Annotated in this window: 23 protein-coding genes and 2 pseudogenes; all 25 read left to right on the forward strand. The window is 48.6% G+C overall.

Features of this window, described 5'->3' with window-relative positions; translation table 11 throughout:
• On the forward strand, nucleotides 1-384 hold a 384-nt coding region (locus DW677_RS18930), incomplete at its 5' end, for a DUF4368 domain-containing protein (protein ID WP_242992205.1).
• Between the two features lie 201 nt (nucleotides 385-585).
• Nucleotides 586-1,038: a hypothetical protein gene (locus tag DW677_RS16130; protein WP_117567804.1), complete on the forward strand. Its 453-nt coding sequence runs from the start codon at nucleotides 586-588 to the stop codon at nucleotides 1,036-1,038.
• Nucleotides 1,039-1,335: 297 nt separating this feature from the next.
• A complete protein-coding gene (locus DW677_RS16135; RefSeq protein WP_117567805.1) occupies nucleotides 1,336-2,439 on the forward strand; it encodes a hypothetical protein in 1,104 nt (367 codons plus the stop codon).
• Nucleotides 2,440-2,543: 104 nt separating this feature from the next.
• Complete coding sequence (locus DW677_RS16140) at nucleotides 2,544-2,903, forward strand: DUF3847 domain-containing protein (protein ID WP_008727134.1); 360 nt, start codon at nucleotides 2,544-2,546, stop codon at nucleotides 2,901-2,903.
• Complete coding sequence (gene mobQ, locus DW677_RS16145) at nucleotides 2,869-4,365, forward strand: MobQ family relaxase (protein ID WP_117567806.1); 1,497 nt, start codon at nucleotides 2,869-2,871, stop codon at nucleotides 4,363-4,365. The genes DW677_RS16140 and mobQ overlap by 35 nt, the downstream gene beginning before the upstream one ends.
• Nucleotides 4,362-4,664, forward strand: a complete 303-nt coding sequence (locus DW677_RS16150) for a hypothetical protein (RefSeq protein WP_024729653.1) — start codon at nucleotides 4,362-4,364, stop codon at nucleotides 4,662-4,664. Before mobQ ends, DW677_RS16150 begins: the two co-directional genes overlap by 4 nt.
• Before the next feature lie 11 nt (nucleotides 4,665-4,675).
• Nucleotides 4,676-6,547, forward strand: a complete 1,872-nt coding sequence (locus DW677_RS16155; RefSeq protein WP_117567807.1) for an AAA family ATPase — start codon at nucleotides 4,676-4,678, stop codon at nucleotides 6,545-6,547.
• 142 nt (nucleotides 6,548-6,689) lie between these two features.
• The gene (locus DW677_RS16160) at nucleotides 6,690-6,848 is read left to right on the forward strand and encodes a transposon-encoded TnpW family protein (RefSeq protein ID WP_006428300.1); all 159 of its coding nucleotides are present in this window, start codon (nucleotides 6,690-6,692) and stop codon (nucleotides 6,846-6,848) included.
• A gap of 32 nt (nucleotides 6,849-6,880) precedes the next feature.
• Nucleotides 6,881-7,777: pseudogene (locus DW677_RS16165) on the forward strand (TraG/TraD/VirD4 family protein); the annotation flags it as partial.
• A 95-nt stretch (nucleotides 7,778-7,872) separates the two neighbouring features.
• Nucleotides 7,873-8,013: a Maff2 family mobile element protein gene (locus DW677_RS16170; RefSeq protein WP_014080223.1), complete on the forward strand. Its 141-nt coding sequence runs from the start codon at nucleotides 7,873-7,875 to the stop codon at nucleotides 8,011-8,013.
• 251 nt (nucleotides 8,014-8,264) lie between these two features.
• Nucleotides 8,265-8,486: pseudogene (locus tag DW677_RS19225) on the forward strand (phosphotransferase); the annotation flags it as partial.
• A 362-nt stretch (nucleotides 8,487-8,848) separates the two neighbouring features.
• Entirely contained in the window at nucleotides 8,849-10,768 is a 1,920-nt protein-coding gene (gene tet(32), locus DW677_RS16180; protein WP_002602099.1) for a tetracycline resistance ribosomal protection protein Tet(32), read from the forward strand.
• 81 nt (nucleotides 10,769-10,849) lie between these two features.
• Entirely contained in the window at nucleotides 10,850-11,194 is a 345-nt protein-coding gene (locus DW677_RS16185; RefSeq protein WP_002602098.1) for a helix-turn-helix transcriptional regulator, read from the forward strand.
• 323 nt (nucleotides 11,195-11,517) lie between these two features.
• Nucleotides 11,518-12,285 carry a class I SAM-dependent methyltransferase gene (locus DW677_RS16190; RefSeq protein ID WP_002602097.1) on the forward strand — a complete coding sequence of 256 codons (768 nt, stop codon included), beginning with the start codon at nucleotides 11,518-11,520 and terminating at the stop codon, nucleotides 12,283-12,285.
• Nucleotides 12,286-12,489: 204 nt separating this feature from the next.
• Nucleotides 12,490-12,936 carry a sigma-70 family RNA polymerase sigma factor gene (locus tag DW677_RS16195; RefSeq protein ID WP_002602096.1) on the forward strand — a complete coding sequence of 149 codons (447 nt, stop codon included), beginning with the start codon at nucleotides 12,490-12,492 and terminating at the stop codon, nucleotides 12,934-12,936.
• Nucleotides 12,926-13,129 carry a helix-turn-helix domain-containing protein gene (locus DW677_RS16200; RefSeq protein WP_002602095.1) on the forward strand — a complete coding sequence of 68 codons (204 nt, stop codon included), beginning with the start codon at nucleotides 12,926-12,928 and terminating at the stop codon, nucleotides 13,127-13,129. The genes DW677_RS16195 and DW677_RS16200 overlap by 11 nt, the downstream gene beginning before the upstream one ends.
• Before the next feature lie 533 nt (nucleotides 13,130-13,662).
• Nucleotides 13,663-14,061, forward strand: a complete 399-nt coding sequence (locus tag DW677_RS16205; protein WP_002602094.1) for a plasmid mobilization relaxosome protein MobC — start codon at nucleotides 13,663-13,665, stop codon at nucleotides 14,059-14,061.
• Nucleotides 14,033-15,655 (forward strand): relaxase/mobilization nuclease domain-containing protein, encoded by a 1,623-nt coding sequence (locus tag DW677_RS16210; RefSeq protein ID WP_002602093.1) that lies wholly within the window; start codon nucleotides 14,033-14,035, stop codon nucleotides 15,653-15,655. Before DW677_RS16205 ends, DW677_RS16210 begins: the two co-directional genes overlap by 29 nt.
• 186 nt (nucleotides 15,656-15,841) lie before the next feature.
• The gene (locus tag DW677_RS16220; protein ID WP_006058351.1) at nucleotides 15,842-16,033 is read left to right on the forward strand and encodes a hypothetical protein; all 192 of its coding nucleotides are present in this window, start codon (nucleotides 15,842-15,844) and stop codon (nucleotides 16,031-16,033) included.
• Complete coding sequence (locus DW677_RS16225; protein ID WP_002605636.1) at nucleotides 16,023-16,781, forward strand: phage replisome organizer N-terminal domain-containing protein; 759 nt, start codon at nucleotides 16,023-16,025, stop codon at nucleotides 16,779-16,781. The genes DW677_RS16220 and DW677_RS16225 overlap by 11 nt, the downstream gene beginning before the upstream one ends.
• A complete protein-coding gene (locus tag DW677_RS16230) occupies nucleotides 16,778-17,635 on the forward strand; it encodes an ATP-binding protein (RefSeq protein WP_002605635.1) in 858 nt (285 codons plus the stop codon). The genes DW677_RS16225 and DW677_RS16230 overlap by 4 nt, the downstream gene beginning before the upstream one ends.
• Complete coding sequence (locus DW677_RS16235) at nucleotides 17,632-17,814, forward strand: transposon-encoded TnpW family protein (protein WP_002605634.1); 183 nt, start codon at nucleotides 17,632-17,634, stop codon at nucleotides 17,812-17,814. The genes DW677_RS16230 and DW677_RS16235 overlap by 4 nt, the downstream gene beginning before the upstream one ends.
• Before the next feature lie 100 nt (nucleotides 17,815-17,914).
• Nucleotides 17,915-19,525, forward strand: a complete 1,611-nt coding sequence (locus DW677_RS16240) for a recombinase family protein (RefSeq protein WP_002605633.1) — start codon at nucleotides 17,915-17,917, stop codon at nucleotides 19,523-19,525.
• 190 nt (nucleotides 19,526-19,715) lie between these two features.
• Entirely contained in the window at nucleotides 19,716-20,078 is a 363-nt protein-coding gene (locus DW677_RS16245) for a helix-turn-helix domain-containing protein (RefSeq protein WP_006060467.1), read from the forward strand.
• Complete coding sequence (locus DW677_RS16250; protein WP_003020283.1) at nucleotides 20,038-20,415, forward strand: TnpV protein; 378 nt, start codon at nucleotides 20,038-20,040, stop codon at nucleotides 20,413-20,415. Before DW677_RS16245 ends, DW677_RS16250 begins: the two co-directional genes overlap by 41 nt.
• Nucleotides 20,416-20,477: the final 62 nt, after the last annotated feature.

The following is a 20,477-nucleotide window of genomic DNA, read 5'->3' on the forward strand; positions in this document are numbered from 1 at the left end:
ATGCTCAACGAGTTTATCGAGAAAATCCTTGTGCATGAGCGTGACCGTAAAGGCAGTATACAGACCACACAGGAGGTCGAGATTTACTTCAATTTTATTGGGCGATTCGTTCCCCCGGCGTTTGGAGAAGTGGAGCTGACCCCGGAAGAATTAGAGGAAATCCGCAAGCGTGAGGAACGCAAGGACAGGCTTCATCAGAACTACTTGAAGCGGAAAGCCAGCGGAGCGCAGAAGCGATACGAGGACAAAATCAAGGGGAGAAAAAAGGCAGAAATCGAAGCCAAGAAAGCCGCCATTCGTGCAGAGGACATTGCAAAGGGAGTGTTCGTTCCCGTCAGCAGTTTACCGCAGAGAGAGCCGATGAAAGGAACGCAGATTGCGTAATCAAATGAGAAAGTCCGGGCAGAAAGCTGTCCGGATTTTTCTCATACTTTTCTCTTACTTTGCAAAAGTTCCGGTAGATTTGTTCACAAGTTTTATGGTATAATTCTAAGATGAACTTGAGCAACAAATCGGAAGTTAAAGCAAATATAGGAATGAAACGTGAACTCCTTTTATGTAATGTTTGTTAAGGTAGGAAAATATATGGAACTCATTGGATTTACTTCATGGCACGATGAAAATTATAAGTTTATTGGTGATTTTGAAGATGAGAATTTGGAGGAAAATGAAATACAGTGGATGAAGTATGAAGAAACTATGGCGGCTTGGAAAGCAACTGTTTCTTATTTGCGCTGTCATGGAATAAAATTCTCAGGAATTTATCATCAAGCGGGCAGATATGGTGTACCGTATTTTGATAATGGAAAAAAACTGTGCTTAGACAATCAATCATGGGGATATTTGATGGAAGAAGTTTTAGAAATGAAACAAGATTGTATTGAGGATATGCCGTGGTGCAAGTGGTCGTATTGGGCTGAACCGAATGAATTTATACTCCCATATGGGGAAACACCTGATGATAGATTTCATTGGAAAAACGATCCAATCGCTAAAATCATGATGGAGCTATACTTGAAAGACAACTCTTCTACATAGGTGAGGAAGCGATAACTTCAAGTTTGTCGAACTGATAAAATCCCTTTAGGAACTAAAGGGCGCACTTCTATACTCTCTGTCGAGAGTAGTGCGTCCTGCGGAGCTTCATTTCCGGTCAGCAGAAGAAAACTGCTCGATCGAGAATGTTTCGTCACTTCGTTCCGTCAAGGTGGCTACACCCCCTTGCGCCGCTAAAGCGACTATCCCCTGTGTACTTGCCGTCCGCAAACGGTTTTGACAAACCGTTCGCCGCCAGCAAGTTTGATAACAAAAATGAAAAATTGAAAGGAGAAACTTATGGGATTAAACTATAAATGTCCAGAGTGCGGAACAGCTTTAGGGTTTGAAGGACTCTGCTGGAGTTGTAGAGCAAAACACCATAGAGAAGAAGTCAATAACTGGTCATTACAAGAAATAGAAGAGAAAAAGAAACAGGTTATAGAGAAACTGAAAGTTACAGAGAAAGATGAATTTTTTTCATCTGATGAGTATGAACTTTTCAATGACCTAATGACAAGAGGAATTGATTGCAAGGAGATTGCAAGAGTAGCTTGCAAAAGAGAAATATATTATCCAAGCGAGCTGTATTATAAAGCTGATGGAGAAATCAGAGACAAACTGATTGAAAAGCTCATGGCAACAACATCAGAGAATGAGGGTAGTAGGCTTTTAGGTTGTTTGGCAATGGTAGGAGATGAAAAGGCACAAGGTGTGTTATATGAATTGAAAAAGAATCCACGACCATGGAGAAAAAAACTGTATGTCGATTCTGATGTTTATGCAGAAGAAGCCGGATGGACATTTGATAGTAAAAATGAATATATCAAACTGACTTACGATAAATGTTTTTCTTTTGAGCTTGGAAAGACCAAGAACGAAAATGGAACTTTCATAGCCAGAAAAAGAGGTGAAAAATGTCCTCATTGCGGTTGTGAATTGGTTGATATTCTTGTATTAGATGGCAGAGATGAACGATTTGCTTTTTTGGGACTTGATGGGATCATTACTGCGAGTTGTTGTCCGAATTGCGTCACACTTTCAGAGGGAATTTCAAATAGATTTACCCTTGATGGGAAAAGCGAAATTTTAGAGTACGACGGTACAGATGAGAACTATTACAGTGATGAGTATTTGAATGCGATGGCAGAAAATAGACTTGTAATTTCAGAAAAAGAAAGACCACTATTTTATGGAGCATTCAATAATGATGTTAATACTATTGGAGGATTTGCAAATTGGGTACAGGATTGGGAATATAGAGAATGTCCTGAATGTGGAAGGAAAATGAAGTACCTTGCTCAAATTCATTGGGATACCATTGAGGATTGTGCAGAAGGAACGCTCTTTATAGAAATCTGCCCTGATTGCAAAATTATTACCATGTTCCATCAGCAGACTTAATTATAACAAGTAAATACGGGAAAATAGACCGTTGACTGGTCGCAATGTGCGAAAAGTTGGCGGTCTTTTTTTTTACCTATTATCCAAAAAGGAGGTCAATCACAATGACAAAATCGAAAACCCTTGAACAGCTCCGAACCGAAAAGGAACGAGCCGAGACGCAGCTTGCACAGGAACAGCACAAGCTGGAGCGTTTGGAGAACAGAAAGAAATATCTGGAGAAAGGCGAACGCACCAAGCGCACCCACCGCCTTTGCAATCTGGGCGGCACGGTTGAGAGCCTTGCCCCGGAGATCAAAGATCTCACACGCACCGAAATGACAGAGCTGATGGAGTACATCTTTTCCCTGTCCGAAGTCCAACGAGCCATCCGCCATATGGCGATTACCCACATCAGCCAAACAAACAGAGAAAAGGAGTTGAAAGCCGATGGCACTATTTCATCTGAGCGTCACGCAGACTAAGCGAAGCGCAGGACAGTCCGCTATTGCTTCTGCCGCCTACCGTGCCGGGGAGCGATTGTATAGCGAGTATTACGGCGAATACAGCGACTACACCCACAAGGGCGGCGTGATCTGCTCTGACATTCTCTTGCCGTCCCATGCACCGCCAGAATACGCAGACCGCCAGACCCTATGGAACGCCGTGGAAAAAGCCGAGCGTGGAAAGAACGCCCAGCTTGCATACAGCTTTGACATTGCCTTGCAGAATGAATTTTCCCTTGAGGAAAACATCGCTCTTGCAAGGCAATTTTTATTGGAGAACTTTGTGAGCCGTGGCATGGTGGTTGACTTCGCCGTACATCAGCCAGACCGGGAGGACGGCGGCATACCAAACCCACACTTCCATGTGCTTTGCCCCATCCGTCCCATTGAGCAGAACGGTAAATGGGGGCTAAAGCAACGCCGGGTGTATGAGCTGGACGAGGACGGAAATCGTATCAGAGACCAGAACGGCGAGTATGTTTTCAATGCCGTTCCCACTACCGACTGGGGCAGTCCCGAAACGCTGGAACATTGGCGTCAGACATGGGCGGAACTATGCAACGCCAAGTTTGCGGAGAAAGGGCTTGATGTTCGCATCGACCACCGAAGCTATGAGCGTCAGGGCGTGGAGCTTCTTCCCACCGTCCATGAGGGCGCAACCGTCCGGGCAATGGAGAAGAAAGGCATACGCACCGAGAAAGGCGAGTTCAACCGCTGGATCAAGGCAACCAATGCCGTTATCCGGGACATTAAGAAGAAAATCGCTCTCCTGTTTGATTGGATTGCCGAAGCAAAAGCGGAGCTTGCCAAGCCGCAGGCACCCGACCTTGTTTCTCTGCTGAACGCCTATTACACCAGCCGCAGAGCCGGGGCTTATTCGCAGAAAGGCAAGGTCAGCAACCTAAAGGAGATGAACGATACTTTCAATTATCTCCGGGCAAACGGCATTTACTCCCTTGAGGATTTGGAACGCCGTGTCAGCGAACACAGTGCTGCCACCGAGAGCTTGAAGAAAACGCTGGACGAGCAGACCGCCCGAATGAAAGCGATTAAGCGGCTCTATGACAGCTCCGCTGCTTTCCAGAGCTTGAAGCCTGTCTATGACGGCTTGCAGAAAATCAAGTTTGAGAAGCCCAGAGCCAAGTACAAGGCAGAGCATGAAGCGGAACTGATACAGTTCTACGCCGCCAGACGAAAGCTGACCGGGGAGTTCCCAGACGGCAAGGTGGATATGAAAAAGCTGTCCGACGAGTATGACGAGCTGGAACAGGCGCACAACACCACCTATGGCGAGTTTAAGACCGTCAGAGACGATTTACACCGCCTTTGGAAGGTCAAGTCATGTGTAGATACTGCCGCCCGATTTAACGAGCGCACAGAGGAACAAAAGCTCCAAAATCGACCCCAAACACGACACAAAAAGGAGGATATATCCCGATGAAAAAATACGACTGGAAGAACGAGTACAACCCCATCCGCAGAACGGCAAAACGCCTTTTGAGCGGAGAAGCTTTGACCGATGGCAGACCGCTTTCCGACCTGATCGAGCTGGACGAACACACCCGGAAATGCCTTGCCTTTGAAGCCACCCTCACCGACCGCCAGATTGATATGTTGCAGGAGCTGGGCTATCTGCCTGTTATCATGAGACAGTACGGCGAGGAATGTGCGAACTGCCCCTACACGCTGGACGAGCGTGAGCATGGCATTTGCAGACGATGCGCTGTTTTCAAGAAGTAAGGAGGACGCCCATGCAGTACACCCAAGCACAGATCGACCGGGCAAACGCCGTCAGTTTGGAAGATTTTCTCCGCACACAGGGAGAGACGCTTATCAAAAGCGGACGGGAATACCGCTGGAAAGAACATGACAGCCTGACCGTCCGGGGAAACAAGTGGTTTCGCCACAGCCAGAGCAAGGGCGGCTATCCCATTGATTTTGTCATGGAGTTTTACGGCAAGTCCTTTCCCGAAGCTGTCCAGCTCTTAACCGGCGAAAGCGGTGAGGGACAGAGCGAAGCCAGCACAGCACCGCCCACAGCGTTTCACTTGCCCTTGCACAACAGGACAGCCGACAGAGCAATCCAATATCTCACAGAAAGCCGAGGTCTCAACAAAACGCTTGTTGAGGCTTTTCTTCTTTCCGGGGATATTTACGAGGACGCAAAGCGGCACAATGTTGTGTTTGTCGGCAGAGACCGAAGCGGTACACCGAGATACGCCCATGTGCGAGGAACGGCAGACCCATTCAGACAGGACATTGCCGGGTCTGACAAATCCTATCCGTTCCGACACGAGGGTAATGGCAATCAGCTCTTTGTCTTTGAAGCGCCGATTGACCTGTTATCGTTTATCTGCCTTTATCCGCAGGATTGGCAGACAAGAAATTATCTTGCCCTGGGCGGCGTTTCTGGCAAAGCCCTTGACCGTTTTCTTTCTGAGCGCAAGGACACCCAAAAAGTGTTCCTCTGCCTTGACAGCGACACCGCAGGAAATGAAGCCTGCACACGACTGGCACAGTCCATTCCCGGCGAGATCGCCGTCATTCGCCTTGTCCCGGCAAGGAAAGACTGGAACGATGTTCTCCGTCAGCAAGCGGATATTCCAAACCGCAAATTCATAGCCGAGACAATCACGCTGCGAGAGCTGCCCACCGCCCAGCCTGTCCCAATGCTCCGTATGGCTGATGTGGAGCTGACGAGCGTGGAATGGCTATGGTTTCCCTATATCCCATTTGGAAAGCTGACAATTATCCAGGGCAATCCCGGCGAGGGCAAGACCTACTTTGCCATGCGCCTTGCGGCGGCTTGCACCAATCGAAAGCCTTTGCCCGGTATGGAGACACTTGAGCCTTTCAATATCATCTATCAAACTGCCGAGGACGGTCTGGGCGATACCGTCAAGCCCCGACTGATAGAAGCGGACGCAGACCTTGAACGAGTGCTTGTCATTGATGACAGGGACGCACCTCTGACCCTTGCCGATGAGCGCATAGCAAGGGCAATCCGTGAGAACAACGCAAGGCTTGTTATCATTGACCCGGTACAGGCGTTTCTGGGCGCAGATGTGGACATGAACCGGGCAAATGAAGTCCGTCCCATCTTCCGCAGTCTGGGAGACATTGCACAGGCTACTGGGTGCGCTATCGTGCTGATTGGACACCTGAACAAAGCCGCAGGAACGCAAAGCACCTACCGGGGATTGGGGTCTATCGACATTACGGCGGCAGTCCGCAGTCTGCTGTTTATTGGCAAGCTGAAGGACATTCCGACAACGAGGGTGCTTATCCATGAGAAAAGCTCCCTTGCGCCGCCCGGACAGTCCCTTGCCTTTTCTCTGGGAGATGAGAAAGGTTTTGAGTGGATAGGGGCTTATGACATTACCGCTGACGAGCTTCTTGCCGGGACAGACACCGCCAAGACCGAGAGCAAGACTGCACAGGCGCAAATGCTCATTCTGGAACTGCTTGCGGACGGAAAGCGTATGCCGAGCGCAGAGTTGGAAAAGGCAGTCAATGAGCGTGGGATTTCTTCACGCACCATGAGAACGGCAAAGAGCCGTATCGGGGACAGACTTGTGACCGAGAAAGACGGCACAGCATGGGTCTGCTATCTCCGAAACTGACAACAGGAACACGGCAAGCGTGGCAAAGACGGCAAGGTTTTTATAGATACCTTAATGTTGCCGCCTTGCCTTGTTCCCTCATACTGACACCGCCCGATGATGAACAGTCACCGGGCATTTTTCATTTACAGGAGGATTTTGAATGAACAATACCGCAACTAACACCGCCACTTGCCCGACTGTCAGAAAGCAGATCGGCAAGACAACCTATATCGTCCGTGTCCATTTCAGCCAGACCGCAAAAGAGACGATGGAGGACAAAATCAAGCGTCTGCTCCGTGAGGAGGTGCGGAAAATGTAACTTATTTTTGAATTTGATAAAAAAGTCCTTGACAACTCGCATCCGGCAAGACGGCAAAAAGCATTTTAATTTCCTGCGGTGCGCGGCTGGCTCCCTTTGACATCCCGCAGCTTCGTGAAGTCATGGCCTATGACGAATTGGAGCTTGACCGCATCGGAGATCGGAAAACGGCGGTATTCTTCATTATTTCCGATACCACGCAGACCTACAACTTTTTAGTGGCGCTTGCTTTTTCGCAGATGTTCAACCTCCTGTGTGAACGGGCGGACAATGTTCACGGTGGCCGCCTGCCGCACCATGTACGAGTGCTGTGGGACGAGGCAGCCAACACGGGACAGGTGCCCCAGCTCGAAAAGCTGGTCGCGGTTATCCGCTCCCGCGAGGTGAGTCTGTGCCTGCTGTATCAGCAGTTAGCACAGTGCAAGGCCATTTACGATAAACACGCCGAGACAATCCTCGGCAACATGGACAGCGTGGTGTTCCTCGGTGGCCGCGAAGCCAGCACCATCAAGGAAATATCCGAAAACTGGCTGGGAAAGGCCACAATCAGTATGCAGACCGACAGCCGTTCCCGTGGCCAGTCGGAAAGCTACAGTCAAAATACCCAGCGGCTGGGCCGGGAACTGATGACCCCAGCCGAACTTGCAACCATGCCGGGAGATAAATGTATTTTGCAGCTTCGGGGCCTGCCCCCGTTCTTCTCTCCCAAGTATGATCTGAAACGGCATCCGAACTACCGCTATACGGCGGAGGCCGATAAACAGAAAAACGCTTTTGACCTCGACAGGCTCATTAACCGCCGCAGGCGGCCCGGGCTGAACGAGGCGTGTACGATGTATGAGGTGGCTGTGCCGGACGATGCACTCACGGAAGATGACGAGGACATCCTCAACTATGATGACATCGACGATCCAGACGCCTTTGCATAAACGCTTCGAGACAAAGTGTCCCGAAGTTTGTAACCTGCCGCCTGTATGGGCGGCTTTTTTGCTACCGGGAAAATCCCGGAGAAATGGAGGCTTATATGGCATTTTTCTCATCTGCAATCGACACTTTACAGACCCTCGTTATTGCTCTCGGCGCTGGCCTTGGCGTGTGGGGCGTGGTTAATCTGCTGGAGGGCTACGGCTCGGATAACCCGGGCTCCAATGCTCATGTACGGTAAGGAAGCAAGCAACCGAAAACAAGAGATAGACCGCCAGCACTACACTATTCCGAACCAAAGACCAAAAGATAAGCATTGTGGGAAAATCTAAACTTTTGGATTTTCCTACAATGCCGACTACGGCGGAATCCTTCCCACTCCTTATATCTTTATTTCCGTATACATTGAATTTGTATTTAGTAAATGCTATAATGTCCCTATTCAAATTATAAATGTGTTGAATTAGTTACATGTACATATTTTTTGTGCCGCATAAATACCCTGTTGAGGTTGTCGTTCTTTGTCCAGATGTGGAAACAATAAAAGGAAGGGAACGATACAGGGAGAAAACAGGCTATTCCGGCTTTACGGTTGAAACCTTATACGATACATTTATGCAGACAACACCACGGATCGGCTTTTGGCTGGACAATTCCAACCAAACACCACAGCAGACAGCAGAAACCATTCTGAACGCCAGAAAGTCGGTATGATTGTTACATATAAGGGGAAGAAAAATTTCTTTTAGGTACTTTCTTTCCTAAAACTAATGTGATATAATAGCATCATTCCAAAAAAGGAGTAAAAAATATGCGGCAAGGTATTCTTAAATAAAACTATAATCAAATAGTGGGAACAAAGGATTATGATAGTCCCTTTTGTGGGGGCTTGGTTTTTTGTACCCAATTTAAGAATACTTTTGCCTTATCAATTTTGACATATCCGAAAAACAGCAATCACAAACAGGTGTATGCTGTATATGTGTATGTCCGCAAATTATAATCCCCAGTGGTAAAAGTATTTTACTGCTGGGGATTTTTATGCCCTTTTGGGGCTGTAAAAGGAGGACAATCACATGAAAATAATCAATATTGGAATTCTCGCCCATGTAGACGCAGGAAAAACAACATTGACGGAAAGCCTGCTGTACACCAGTGGAGCGATTGCGGAACAAGGAAACGTGGATAAAGGAACTACAAGAACAGACACTATGATTTTGGAACGGCAGCGCGGAATTACCATTCAGACAGCGGTTACTTCTTTTTGCTGGAATGATTATAAAATCAATATCGTGGACACTCCCGGTCATATGGATTTTTTAACCGAAGCATACCGCTCTTTATCTGTCCTTGACGGAGCTGTTTTAGTCATTTCGGCAAAAGACGGCGTACAGGCACAAACCCGTATATTATTCCATGCGCTTCAGAAAATGGACATTCCGACAATTATCTTTATAAATAAGATAGACCAAAATGGGATCGACCTGCGGCGTGTTTACCAAAGCATTAAAGATAAACTTACCAGTGATATGATTGTCATGCAGGAGGTTTCCCTGTCGCCAAAGATAACCATGACCGATATTTCTGATTTGGACAAATGGGATATGATTATTTCCGGAAGCGATGAACTATTAGAACGATATGTTGCAGAGGATTCTTTGGATATACAGGAATTACAATATGAAAAGTGCAAAAGAACCAGATGCTGCTCTTTGTTTCCTGTTTATCATGGGAGTGCAAAAGACAATTTAGGAACAGAAAAACTGATTGAAGCGATTACAGAAACTTTCATTACAGAAACAGACGATATTCAGTCTGAATTATGTGGATATGTTTTTAAGGTTGAGTATACAGAGCGGAAAAAACGGCTTTCTTATTTACGCCTGTATCATGGGACGCTCCATTTACGGGATACCCTGCTGCTGTCAAAAAAGGAAAAAATAAAGATTACAGAAATGTGTATTCCGTCAAATGGTGAAATCGTCCCGGTTGACCATGCCTGTCCGGGAGAAATTGTTATTTTAGCTGATGATACTTTGAAACTGAACGACATTCTGGGAAATGAAAAACTCCTGCCTCACAAAACACGGATTGATAATCCCATGCCATTACTTCGGACAACGGTAGAGCCGCAAAAGCCGGAGCAAAGGGAAGCCCTGTTAAATGCCCTCACAGAGATTGCTGATACAGACCCTCTTTTGCATTTTGACATTGATACTGTTACACATGAGATTATATTATCTTTTTTGGGAAAAGTACAGTTAGAAGTTATTTGTTCGCTATTAGAAGAAAAATATCATGTGGGCGTGGCTATGAAAGAGCCTTCGGTTATTTATCTGGAAAGACCGCAAAAAAAAGCGAGCTACACGATTCATATTGAAGTGCCGCCGAATCCGTTTTGGGCATCTATTGGTTTGACTGTAACACCGCTTCCTGTTGGAAGCGGAACACAATATAAAAGCGAGGTATCTCTCGGCTATTTAAACCAAAGTTTTCAAAATGCCGTCATGGAGGGTGTGCGTTATGGAATGGAGCAGGGCTTATATGGCTGGGGAGTGACAGACTGCCAAATTTGTTTTGATTATGGAGTTTATTACAGCCCGGTCAGCACCCCCGCTGATTTTCGTTTTCTTGCGCCTGTCGTGTTGGAGCAGGCATTGAAAAAAGCAGGAACACAACTGTTGGAACCATACCTTTCCTTTACCCTTTTTGCACCGCAGGAATATCTTTCACGGGCTTATAATGACGCACCAAAGTATTGCGCAATCATTGAATCAACCAGACTTGAAAAAGATGAAGTTATTTTTAAGGGGGAAATCCCTGCCCGTTGTATTGGTGAATATAGAAATGATTTGAATTTTTATACAAATGGAAGAAGTGTCTGCATTACAGAATTAAAAGGGTATCAGGAAACTTCCGGCGAGCCTGTGTTTCAGCCACGCCGCCCGAACAGCCGTTTAGACAAGATCCGGCATATGTTTCAGAAGATAATGTAACATCTTGCGCAATGCAAACGTTCATTGCTGGCTATTGCGAAATATCATTGATAAAATCAGCATCAGAGAGGAGGAACCATTTTGAACCAGAAACAGACGGATATTACAACAGGAAAGCAAATACGTCATCTGCGAACACAATCGGGAATGACACAGGAAGAACTGGCTGGGAAATTGAATGTTACCCGGCAGGCGCTATCGAATTGGGAGAGAGATGTTAATGAACCCGATTTAAATACGTTGAAAAAAATTTGTTTTCTTTTTGGAGTCCACATGGACGATTTTGCGAAGGAGGTAATAACAAAAATGGAAACATGTGAAAAAAAGAGAAACGACAATTTAATAAGTATGATATGGCAATTGGACTTTTTTATGGTGTCGGGATATTTCTTGGCATTGGTATTTTCTTTGTTGGCGGTTTTATGACAATGTCGGGTGCAGGGTGGGGAGCATCACTATTTGGCGGTGGCTGTTTTTCTCTTGTATTTGGCTTGATATGCCATGCAGTTATTACATTGAGAAGAAATGACAAATGATGACATATCCTGCTTTCTAGTCTTTTCGGTCATATCGCGTAAAAAAGCCGCTGCTTTTGGCTTTCCAATAGCGGCGGCAAAGGGAAATATCCTTTGAATACCTTACAGAAGAAAAGTTTTGCAGCATTATAAAAATAAAAGCCTATACCATTTTGGAAAGAAAAGATACATAATAGTCAAGACGGCAACAATCAGAAGTTATGGAGGGTAACAATGGAATATAGTAAGGAAGATTTAATGGAAGCAAAAAGGCAAATTTTGGGAGTGGGAGAGAACATGGGAACAGAGGAAAGCAAAAAGATCTGGGAGAAAAACGCACAATTTTGGGATGATGCAATGGGTGACGAATCCAATGAATTTCACAGAGAGGTAGTACGTCCCAAAGTAACGGAACTTCTCTCTCCTGATCCTTCGGATTACATTTTGGATATTGCGTGCGGCAATGGAAATTATTCTTCGTATCTTGCACAGAGAGGCGCTTCGGTCGTCGCTTTTGATTACAGCAAAAAAATGATAGAATTGGCTAAAAGACGGCGATCACAATATGCAAAACAAATTGAGTTTTGCGTAGCGGATGCGACCAATAGAGAAAGCTTATTAGGATTAAAAAGAAATCGAGCCTTTACGAAAGCAGTTTCTAATATGGCAATTATGGATATTACGGATATTGAACCGCTTTTTATGGCTGTTTATGAACTATTGGAGGAAAACGGGATTTTTGTCTTTGCAACGCAGCACCCTTGTTTTATCACATTGACTGAAAAATATATGACACCGCACAGTTACTATGATATAGCGATCGAAGGGCAGCCGGAGGAGCAGATTTATTATCATCGTTCCATACAAGATATTTTTAACCTTTGTTTCAGAGCTGGATTTGTCATTGATGGATTTTATGAAGAATGTTTCAAAAACAATAAAGAAATTCCTATGGTAATGATAGTAAGGCTTAAAAAGGTAAAACGTGATAGCTTAAAATAAATTCAAGTTTGCCGGATAAATAGCAAACCCGGCCGAGCCAGTCAACGGTCAAGATGAACGGGCTTCGCCCGCCGTTGACAGCCCCGCCCGGTTTTGCAGTTAGGCAGTCAAGGAGCGACAGCCTAAAGTGCTGCCGCCCCTTACTATCATAAAAAGCAACTACTAACCAGCCACAGCCCTTTTGGGAGGAAAGGGGGATTTTCCATGACCTGTACAGAAGAATATCGGGAACATATCGAGTACACTTTCCATGCCTTTTGCAAAGTCGTTATCCGAAATGCAACGATCAACGCAGCGAGGACACGGAGCAGGAAGCACAAAAGAGAAATATCCCTTGAATACCTCACAGACGAAAAGCACTACCCTTTAGGCACGACAGATGAATATTTCCAAGCCCCGGAGCCGGACGAGGAATACATACTTACCCTTTGCGGCGATACGGTCATTTTCAGCAGCGGTTTACTTGCGGAAGCCCTGTCACGGCTGGACGAACGGGAGCGGGAAATGATTTACCTGTCCTTTTTCAAGCGTATTCCACAGCACGAAATTGGCAGACAGTACGGGCGCAGCCGCAGCACAGCGGGCTACCATATCCGAAAAGCCCTACGGCAGCTCCAAGCGGAAATGGAGGGAATGGCATATGAGAAATAATAGGCTTCTCCCCTATGAAACAATCGTCCAAGCCGCCAGCGGGGAGCCGGAAGCGGTGGGAACTGTATTGCAGTATTACCGCCGCCGCATACAATGTGCCGCCCGTGTGAATGGACGGGTAGACCAAGATACAGAGGACTACATCACCCAGACGCTTCTCACAGCTATTTTCAAGTTCCGCTTTGGGAGATAGCCCTACCGCCTACAACTGAATAACCGCCGCTTCGCCGGCAACCAGAAAGCAGTAAATCTATTCAACAGATTTGCTGCTTTTTTTCGTTCCTGTTTGGCATTTTTGAAAATCCCCAGTATGAAAAAACAAAAGGGAAAATAGCCGCCGCAGTTGGCAAAATCCCTTACTTATCCGTAGAGGGTATCAAAGAAAAAAATACTGCCATTGTCCGCCTATTCCGGCTTGCGTGGTGTTGTAGGGAATAGAGGGGAAATTCTAAAAATCTCCGTCCATTTTGCTTTGCGTGGTGTTGTAGGTAGTGAAAGGAAAATTTTCAAGATAAGCCGGAATAGCGGGTAGCAAAGCCCTTTTGAAACGTTTTGTTAGCGGAAAGGACGGGAGCCGGGGAACGCCGGAGTTTTTCAGAGCAAGATTCTACCGAGGTGCCAAAATTCGCTCTCCGCTTATTTTTGCCCCTGCGGGAATCTTGTTGGGGAGTGCCTTCCCCAAACCCTGCTATGCGCCCTGTCGGGCGAGAAAGGAGGTCACAGACCATGCGAAAGAAATACAATACGCCCCACCGCCGTCATGTGGTAAAGACCCGCATGACCGATGAAGAATACGCCGACTTCACCGGGCGGCTGGCGGCTTATGAAATCAGCCAGTCCGAGTTTATCCGGCAAGCCATACGGAAAGCGACCATACGCCCCATTGTCACCGTTTCCCCGGTCAATGACGGGCTGCTTGCCGCCCTCTCCAAGCTCACGGCAGAGTACGGGAAAATCGGCGGCAACTTAAACCAGATTGCCCGGAGCCTGAACGAATACGGAAGCCCCTACCGGGGGCTGGAAAAGGAAGTGCGGGGAGCCGCCGCCGACCTTGCCGCCTTGAAGTTTGAAGTCTTGCAGAAAGTAGGTGAAGCCGTTGGCGATACTCAAACATATCAGCTCTAAAAATGCCAACTACGGGGACGCTGAAAAATACCTCACATTCGAGCATGACGAGTTTACCATGAAGCCCACCCTTGACGCAGACGGGCGGCTCATACCGAGGGTAGACTACCGCATATCCTCTCTGAATTGTGGCGGGGAGGATTTTGCCGTTGCCTGTATGCGCTCCAATCTCCGCTACGGCAAGAACCAGAAACGGGAGGACGTAAAGAGCCACCACTACATCATCAGCTTTGACCCACGGGACGGCCCGGACAACGGCTTGACCGTTGATCGGGCGCAGGAGCTGGGCGAGAAGTTCTGCGCCGAGCATTTCCCCGGACACCAGGCCCTTGTCTGCACCCACCCGGACGGACACAGCCACACCGAAAATATCCATGTGCATATCGTCATTAACAGTCTGCGGATTGCGGAGGTTCCCATGCTGCCCCACATGGACAGGCCAGCGGACAGGAAAGCAGGCTGCAAGCACCGCTGTACGGACGCAGCTATGAACTATCTGAAAGCCGAAGTCATGGAGATGTGCCACAGCGAGGGGCTTTACCAGATAGACCTTTTGAACGGCAGCAAAGAACGCATTACCGAGCGTGAGTATTGGGCGCAGAAGAAAGGACAGGCTGCCCTTGACAGAGCCAACGCCCCTATTGCTGCGGACGGTATCGCGCCCCGGCAGACCAAGTTTGAAACGGATAAGGCGAAGCTGCGCCGGACTATCCGGGAAGCCCTTGCCGCTGCTTCCGGCTTTGATGAGTTTGCCGCCCTGCTTCTCCGGCATGGTGTGACCGTCAAGGAGAGCCGGGGGCGGCTAAGTTACCTCACGCCGGACAGGACGAAGCCAATTACCGCCCGGAAGCTGGGGGACGATTTTGACCGGGCTGCTGTCCTCTCCGTTTTGGAGCAGAACGCCGCCAGAGCCGCCGAAAAACCCGCAGCCATAGCGGAATACCCCGGCAGTATCAAAGACCGCTTACGGACGAAAAAAGAAGCGAAAAACGCCCCGAACAATGACGCTGTACAGCGCATGGTAGACATAGCCGCCAAGCGAGCCGAGGGGAAAGGACGGGGCTATGAGAAGTGGGCGACCATGCACAACCTCAAACAGATGTCGGCTACCCTCATGCTCTACCAGCAGTATGGCTTTTCTTCCCCGGACGAGCTGGACGCTGCCATTTCCGCAGCCAACACCGCCACGCAGGAGAGCCTTGCCGGACTGAAAGGGCTGGAAGCCGCTATCCGGGAGAAAAAGGAATTGCAGCGCAACCTTTTGGGCTATATCGGCACGAAGCCCGCCCGTGACGGTCTGAAAGCGCAGAAATCGGAGAAAGCCCGGAGAGCCTACCGGGAACAGCACGAAAGCGATTTTATCATAGCGGACACAGCCGCCCGTTATTTCCGGGAGCATGGAATAACCAAGCTGCCAGCCAGCAAAGCCCTGCAAAGGGAGATTGAGCAGCTTACCGTCCAGAAGAACGCCGGATATAACGACTACCGGGAGAAACGCCAGCGGGCGCAGGAGCTTCAGACAGTCAGACGCAATATCGACCAGATTTTAAGGGGCGCACCGAGCCAGCAGAAAAAGCGTGAACAGGAGCGTTAAAGACCGCCCCGAAATGATACCGAAACCCTACAAAAATACAGGTATGATATGAACCCTTACCGCAATACTCCCCGACTTCCAAACGGGGCTTACAGGGCAGAAAAAGCCCGAAAATGATACCGAGAACATACAGAAAATGCCCCCTATCCCGCTACACCGATAGGAACGGCAGAAAGGAGCTTACCATTGCCGAGAATGAGCAAGAAGCGGCGGCTGGAATGGTCTTTCTTCCTCAACCACCGCAACCGTATCACTTACAACGACCTATGCCGGGGCTGCACCCGTGACTGCAAACAGAGCTTCCGGGCGGTTATCATACTATGCCCTCGCTATTATTCCAAACGCTGGAAAAAGGAGGACGCAGCCTATGGCAGATAACCGCAAATATTACTACCTCAAGCTGAAAGAGAGCTATTTTGACGATGATGCAATCGTTCTGCTGGAAAGTATGCAGGACGGCGTTATCTATTCCAACATTCTCTTGAAGCTGTACTTGAAATCGCTGAAAAACGGCGGGAAATTGCAGCTTGACGAGAATATCCCCTACACCGCCCAGATGATTGCGACCATTACCCGCCAGCAGGTAGGTACCGTAGAGAGAGCTTTGAAAATCTTTATGAAGCTGGGGCTTGTGGAGCCTTTGCCAAGCGGCGCACTCTACATGAGCAACATTGAGCTTTTAATCGGCCAGTCCTCTACCGAGGGGGAGCGCAAGCGCAGGGCGCGGCTGGCTTTGCAGGAACAAAAAGCCCTGCCGCAGACAGGGGCGGACAAATGTCCACCATATCGAGCGGACATTTGTCCACCAGAGATAGAGATAGAGAAAGAGATAGATATAGAAATAGAAAAAGAGAGAGAGTTAGAAACGGGACACCCCGCCCCCGCCGCCTATGGCAGATACCACAATGTCATTCTTTCCGATACGGAGCTTGACGGGCTGAAAACAGAGCTTCCCGGCAAGTGGGAGTATTACATTGACCGCCTATCCTGCCATATCGCTTCCAGCGGGAGGAAATACAAGAGCCATGCAGCCACGATTTTCAAGTGGGCGCAGGAGGACGCAGCCAAGAAAGCCCCGAAAAAGGGCATACCCGATTATACCTGTAAGGAGGGCGAGAGCTTATGACGAATGGATTTGATGAAATGATTTTGAATATGACCGACACCACGCCGGAGCCGGAGGACTACACCGGCGAGGACGGGCTTTTATACTGCGGGAAGTGCCACAAGCCCAAAGAGGGCTATTTCCCCAAAGAAACCGCCGCATGGCTGGGGCGTGACCGCCACCCGGCAGAATGTGACTGCCAGCGGGCAGAGCGTGAGGAACGGGAAGCCGCAGAGAAACAGCGCAGTCACCTTGAAACTGTCGAGCGGTTGAAGCGGCGGGGCTTTACAGACCCGGCTATGCAGGGCTGGACGTTTGAGAACGACAACGGCAAGTGCCCGCAAATGGAACACGCCCATTTCTATGTGGAGAACTGGGAAACCATGAAAGAGCGCAACATTGGCTATCTGCTATGGGGCGGCGTTGGCACAGGCAAGAGCTATTTTGCGGGCTGTATCGCAAATGCCCTTATGGAGCGTGAAATCCCCGTGTGCATGACAAACTTTGCATTGATATTGGGTGACCTTGCCGCCAGCTTTGAGGGCAGGAATGAATATATCTCCCGACTTTGCAGCTTCCCGCTGCTTATCCTTGACGATTTTGGAATGGAACGGGGAACGGAATACGGCTTAGAGCAGGTCTACAACGTGATTGACAGCCGTTACCGCAGCGGCAGGCCGCTGATCGTCACGACTAATCTCACGCTGGAGGACTTGCAGCACCCGGAGGACACCGCCCACGCCCGCATTTATGACCGTCTGATTGAAATGTGTTCTCCTGTCCGCTTTACCGGGAGCAACTTCCGAAAAGCCACGGCGCAGGAGAAAATGGGACAACTGAAAAAGCTGATGAACAGAAAGGAGAGCCGCCTATGACCAACACCCCAAAGAATGACCGCAGCACCCGCCGCCCGGATTGCGTGACGGAAATCCGCATAGGTAATTCTGTCCTTGTCGTTTCCGGCTATTTCAAGCAGGACACCACCGCCACCGCCGCCGATAAAATGCTGAAAGTGCTGGAAGCGGAAGCTGCTACACAAAAATCGGCAATTTGACGGGACGTAAAGAAGCAGAAAGGACTGTACAGCCAGCCCCGGCGTGTGGTATGATAGTCATACGGAATAGTGGGGCTGGCTGTCGGAAATGGAGGACACTATGTTAAGACAGACCACCCGAAACCTTATTACCGCCCTTTATCCGAGATTATCCCACGAGGACGAGCTGCAAGGTGAGAGCAATTCTATTTCAAACCAGAAGCGTATTCTTGAAACCTATGCGAAGCAGAACGGCTTTTCCAATCTGCAATGGTACACAGATGACGGTTATTCTGGGGCGAACTTCCAAAGACCCGGTTTTCAAGCCATGCTTGCGGACATTGAAGCCGGAAAAGTCGGCACCGTTATCGTCAAGGATATGTCACGGTTAGGGCGAAACTATCTGCAAGTGGGAATGTATACGGAAATGATTTTCCCACAGAAAGGCGTCCGCTTTATCGCTATCAATGACGGAGTGGACAGCGCACAGGGCGACAATGACTTTGCCCCGCTGCGGAATATCTTTAACGAATGGCTGGTGAGAGATACGAGCAAGAAAATCAAAGCAGTAAAACGGTCTAAGGGTATGAGCGGGAAGCCCGTCACGAGCAAACCCGTATACGGCTACTTTATGGACGAGGACGAAAATTTTATCATTGACGGGGAAGCCGCCCCTGTTGTGCGGCAGATTTACAGCTTGTGCCTTGCCGGGAACGGGCCGACCAAGATAGCCCGTATGCTCACAGAGCAGGAGATCCCCACGCCGGGAACGCTGGAATACCGTCGGACGGGAAGCACCCGCCGCTACCACCCCGGCTATGAGTGCAAGTGGGCGACCAATACCGTGGTACATATCCTTGAAAACAGGGAGTACACGGGCTGTCTGGTAAACTTCAAGACGGAGAAGCCGTCCTACAAGACCAAGCACAGCGTAGAGAACCCCATTGAGAAACAGGCGATTTTCGAGAACCACCATGAGCCTATCATTGACACCCAGATGTGGGAGCGTGTGCAGGAGTTACGCAAGCAGCGCAAACGCCCGAACCGCTATGATGAAGTGGGCTTATTCTCCGGCATACTCTTTTGTGCCGACTGCGGCAGCGTCCTTTACCAGCAGCGTTACCAGAACGCCACCCGCAAGCAGGATTGTTATATCTGCGGGAGCTACAAGAAGCGTACCCGTGACTGTACGGCGCACTTTATCCGCACCGACCTGTTGACCGCCGGAGTGACCGACAATCTGCGGAAAGTCACCAGCTATGCAGCGAAGCACGAAGCCCGGTTTATGAAGCTGCTGATCGAGCAGAACGAGGACGGGGGCAAGCGCAGGAACGCCGCAAGGAAAAAGGAGCTGGAAGCCGCCGAGAAGCGTATCAGCGAGTTATCCGCTATCTTCAAGCGGCTGTATGAGGACAGCGTGACCGGGCGCATTTCAGACGAGCGTTTCACGGAGCTGTCGGCAGACTATGAAGCCGAGCAGAAAGAACTGAAAGAGAGAGCCGCCGCTATCCGGGCAGAGCTTTCCAAAGCGCAGGAAGCCACGGTAAACGCAGAAAAGTTTATGAATGTTGTCCGCAAGTACACCAGCTTTGAAGAACTTACCCCTACCCTTTTGCGTGAGTTTGTGGAGAAAATCGTTGTGCATGAGTGCAGCTATGACGAGAACGGCACACGCAGACAGGACATTGATATTTATTACTCTTTCGTTGGCAAGGTAGACCTGCCCGAATGACCGCCCGACCTATCCGGCGCAATGCGCAAACGCCGGATAGGAACGGCAAAATTTTTTACACTTCTACTACTTCTTTATCACACATCAGCAAAGTCCCAGGGCATGAAGCAGTTCATGGCTAATTAAAGGGAACAAAAAGAAAGGAAAAACCAATCCAGACGGTATCAGCGGCAGGCTACAAGAATAAATTGTGATTTCACAAGATTGGTGTTATAATAAGAGAAAAGCTCCTGCCGGGGCAGCCGCCCCGGTGGTATGGGTAGAAAGGCAGGAAAACAATATGCACATCAGCTATAAACCACTCTGGCACACACTGTTAGAGCGTGATATGCGAAAAGAAGATTTAAGGCTTGCCGCTGGTATGACAACGAATATGATTGCCAACATGAGTAAAGAGGGAAAGCACATCAGCATGGACACATTAGCCCGTATCTGCGAAACGCTGAATTGTGAGATTACCGATGTGATTGAGTTAGTACCAGACGAGCCTACTTCCACAGGAGGTAAGGAACATGAGCGAACTGAAACCAAGAATAACGGAAAACGGAATTGATTATATCCTTGTCGGAGATTACTATATCCCGGATTTGAAGCTGCCGAAGGAACACCGCCCTATTGGAAAGTACGGACGGATGCACAGGGAATATTTAAGGGAAGTCCACCCAGTCAGATTGAACACATTGACCTTGACCGGGGAGTTATGGACATACCTTGCAGACCTGAACGAACAGGCACAGGAACGGTTAGACACCATCATGGAGCAGATGAAAGATGCCGAGGGCGTGACCGAGGAATTGAAACGAACCCAAGAAATGGAATGGGTGCGGCGTTGCAATAACATTCACAACCGGGCAGAAGAAATTATTTTGCAAGAGATGATTTATTCATAACGGTATGATAGAATGATTATGACAAATCGGAATTGACCGAGCTGAAAGAGAAGGATGCTTGT

It is taken from the genome of Clostridium sp. AM25-23AC (assembly GCF_003435125.1).
GTDB lineage: Bacteria > Bacillota > Clostridia > Lachnospirales > Lachnospiraceae > Pilosibacter > Pilosibacter fragilis.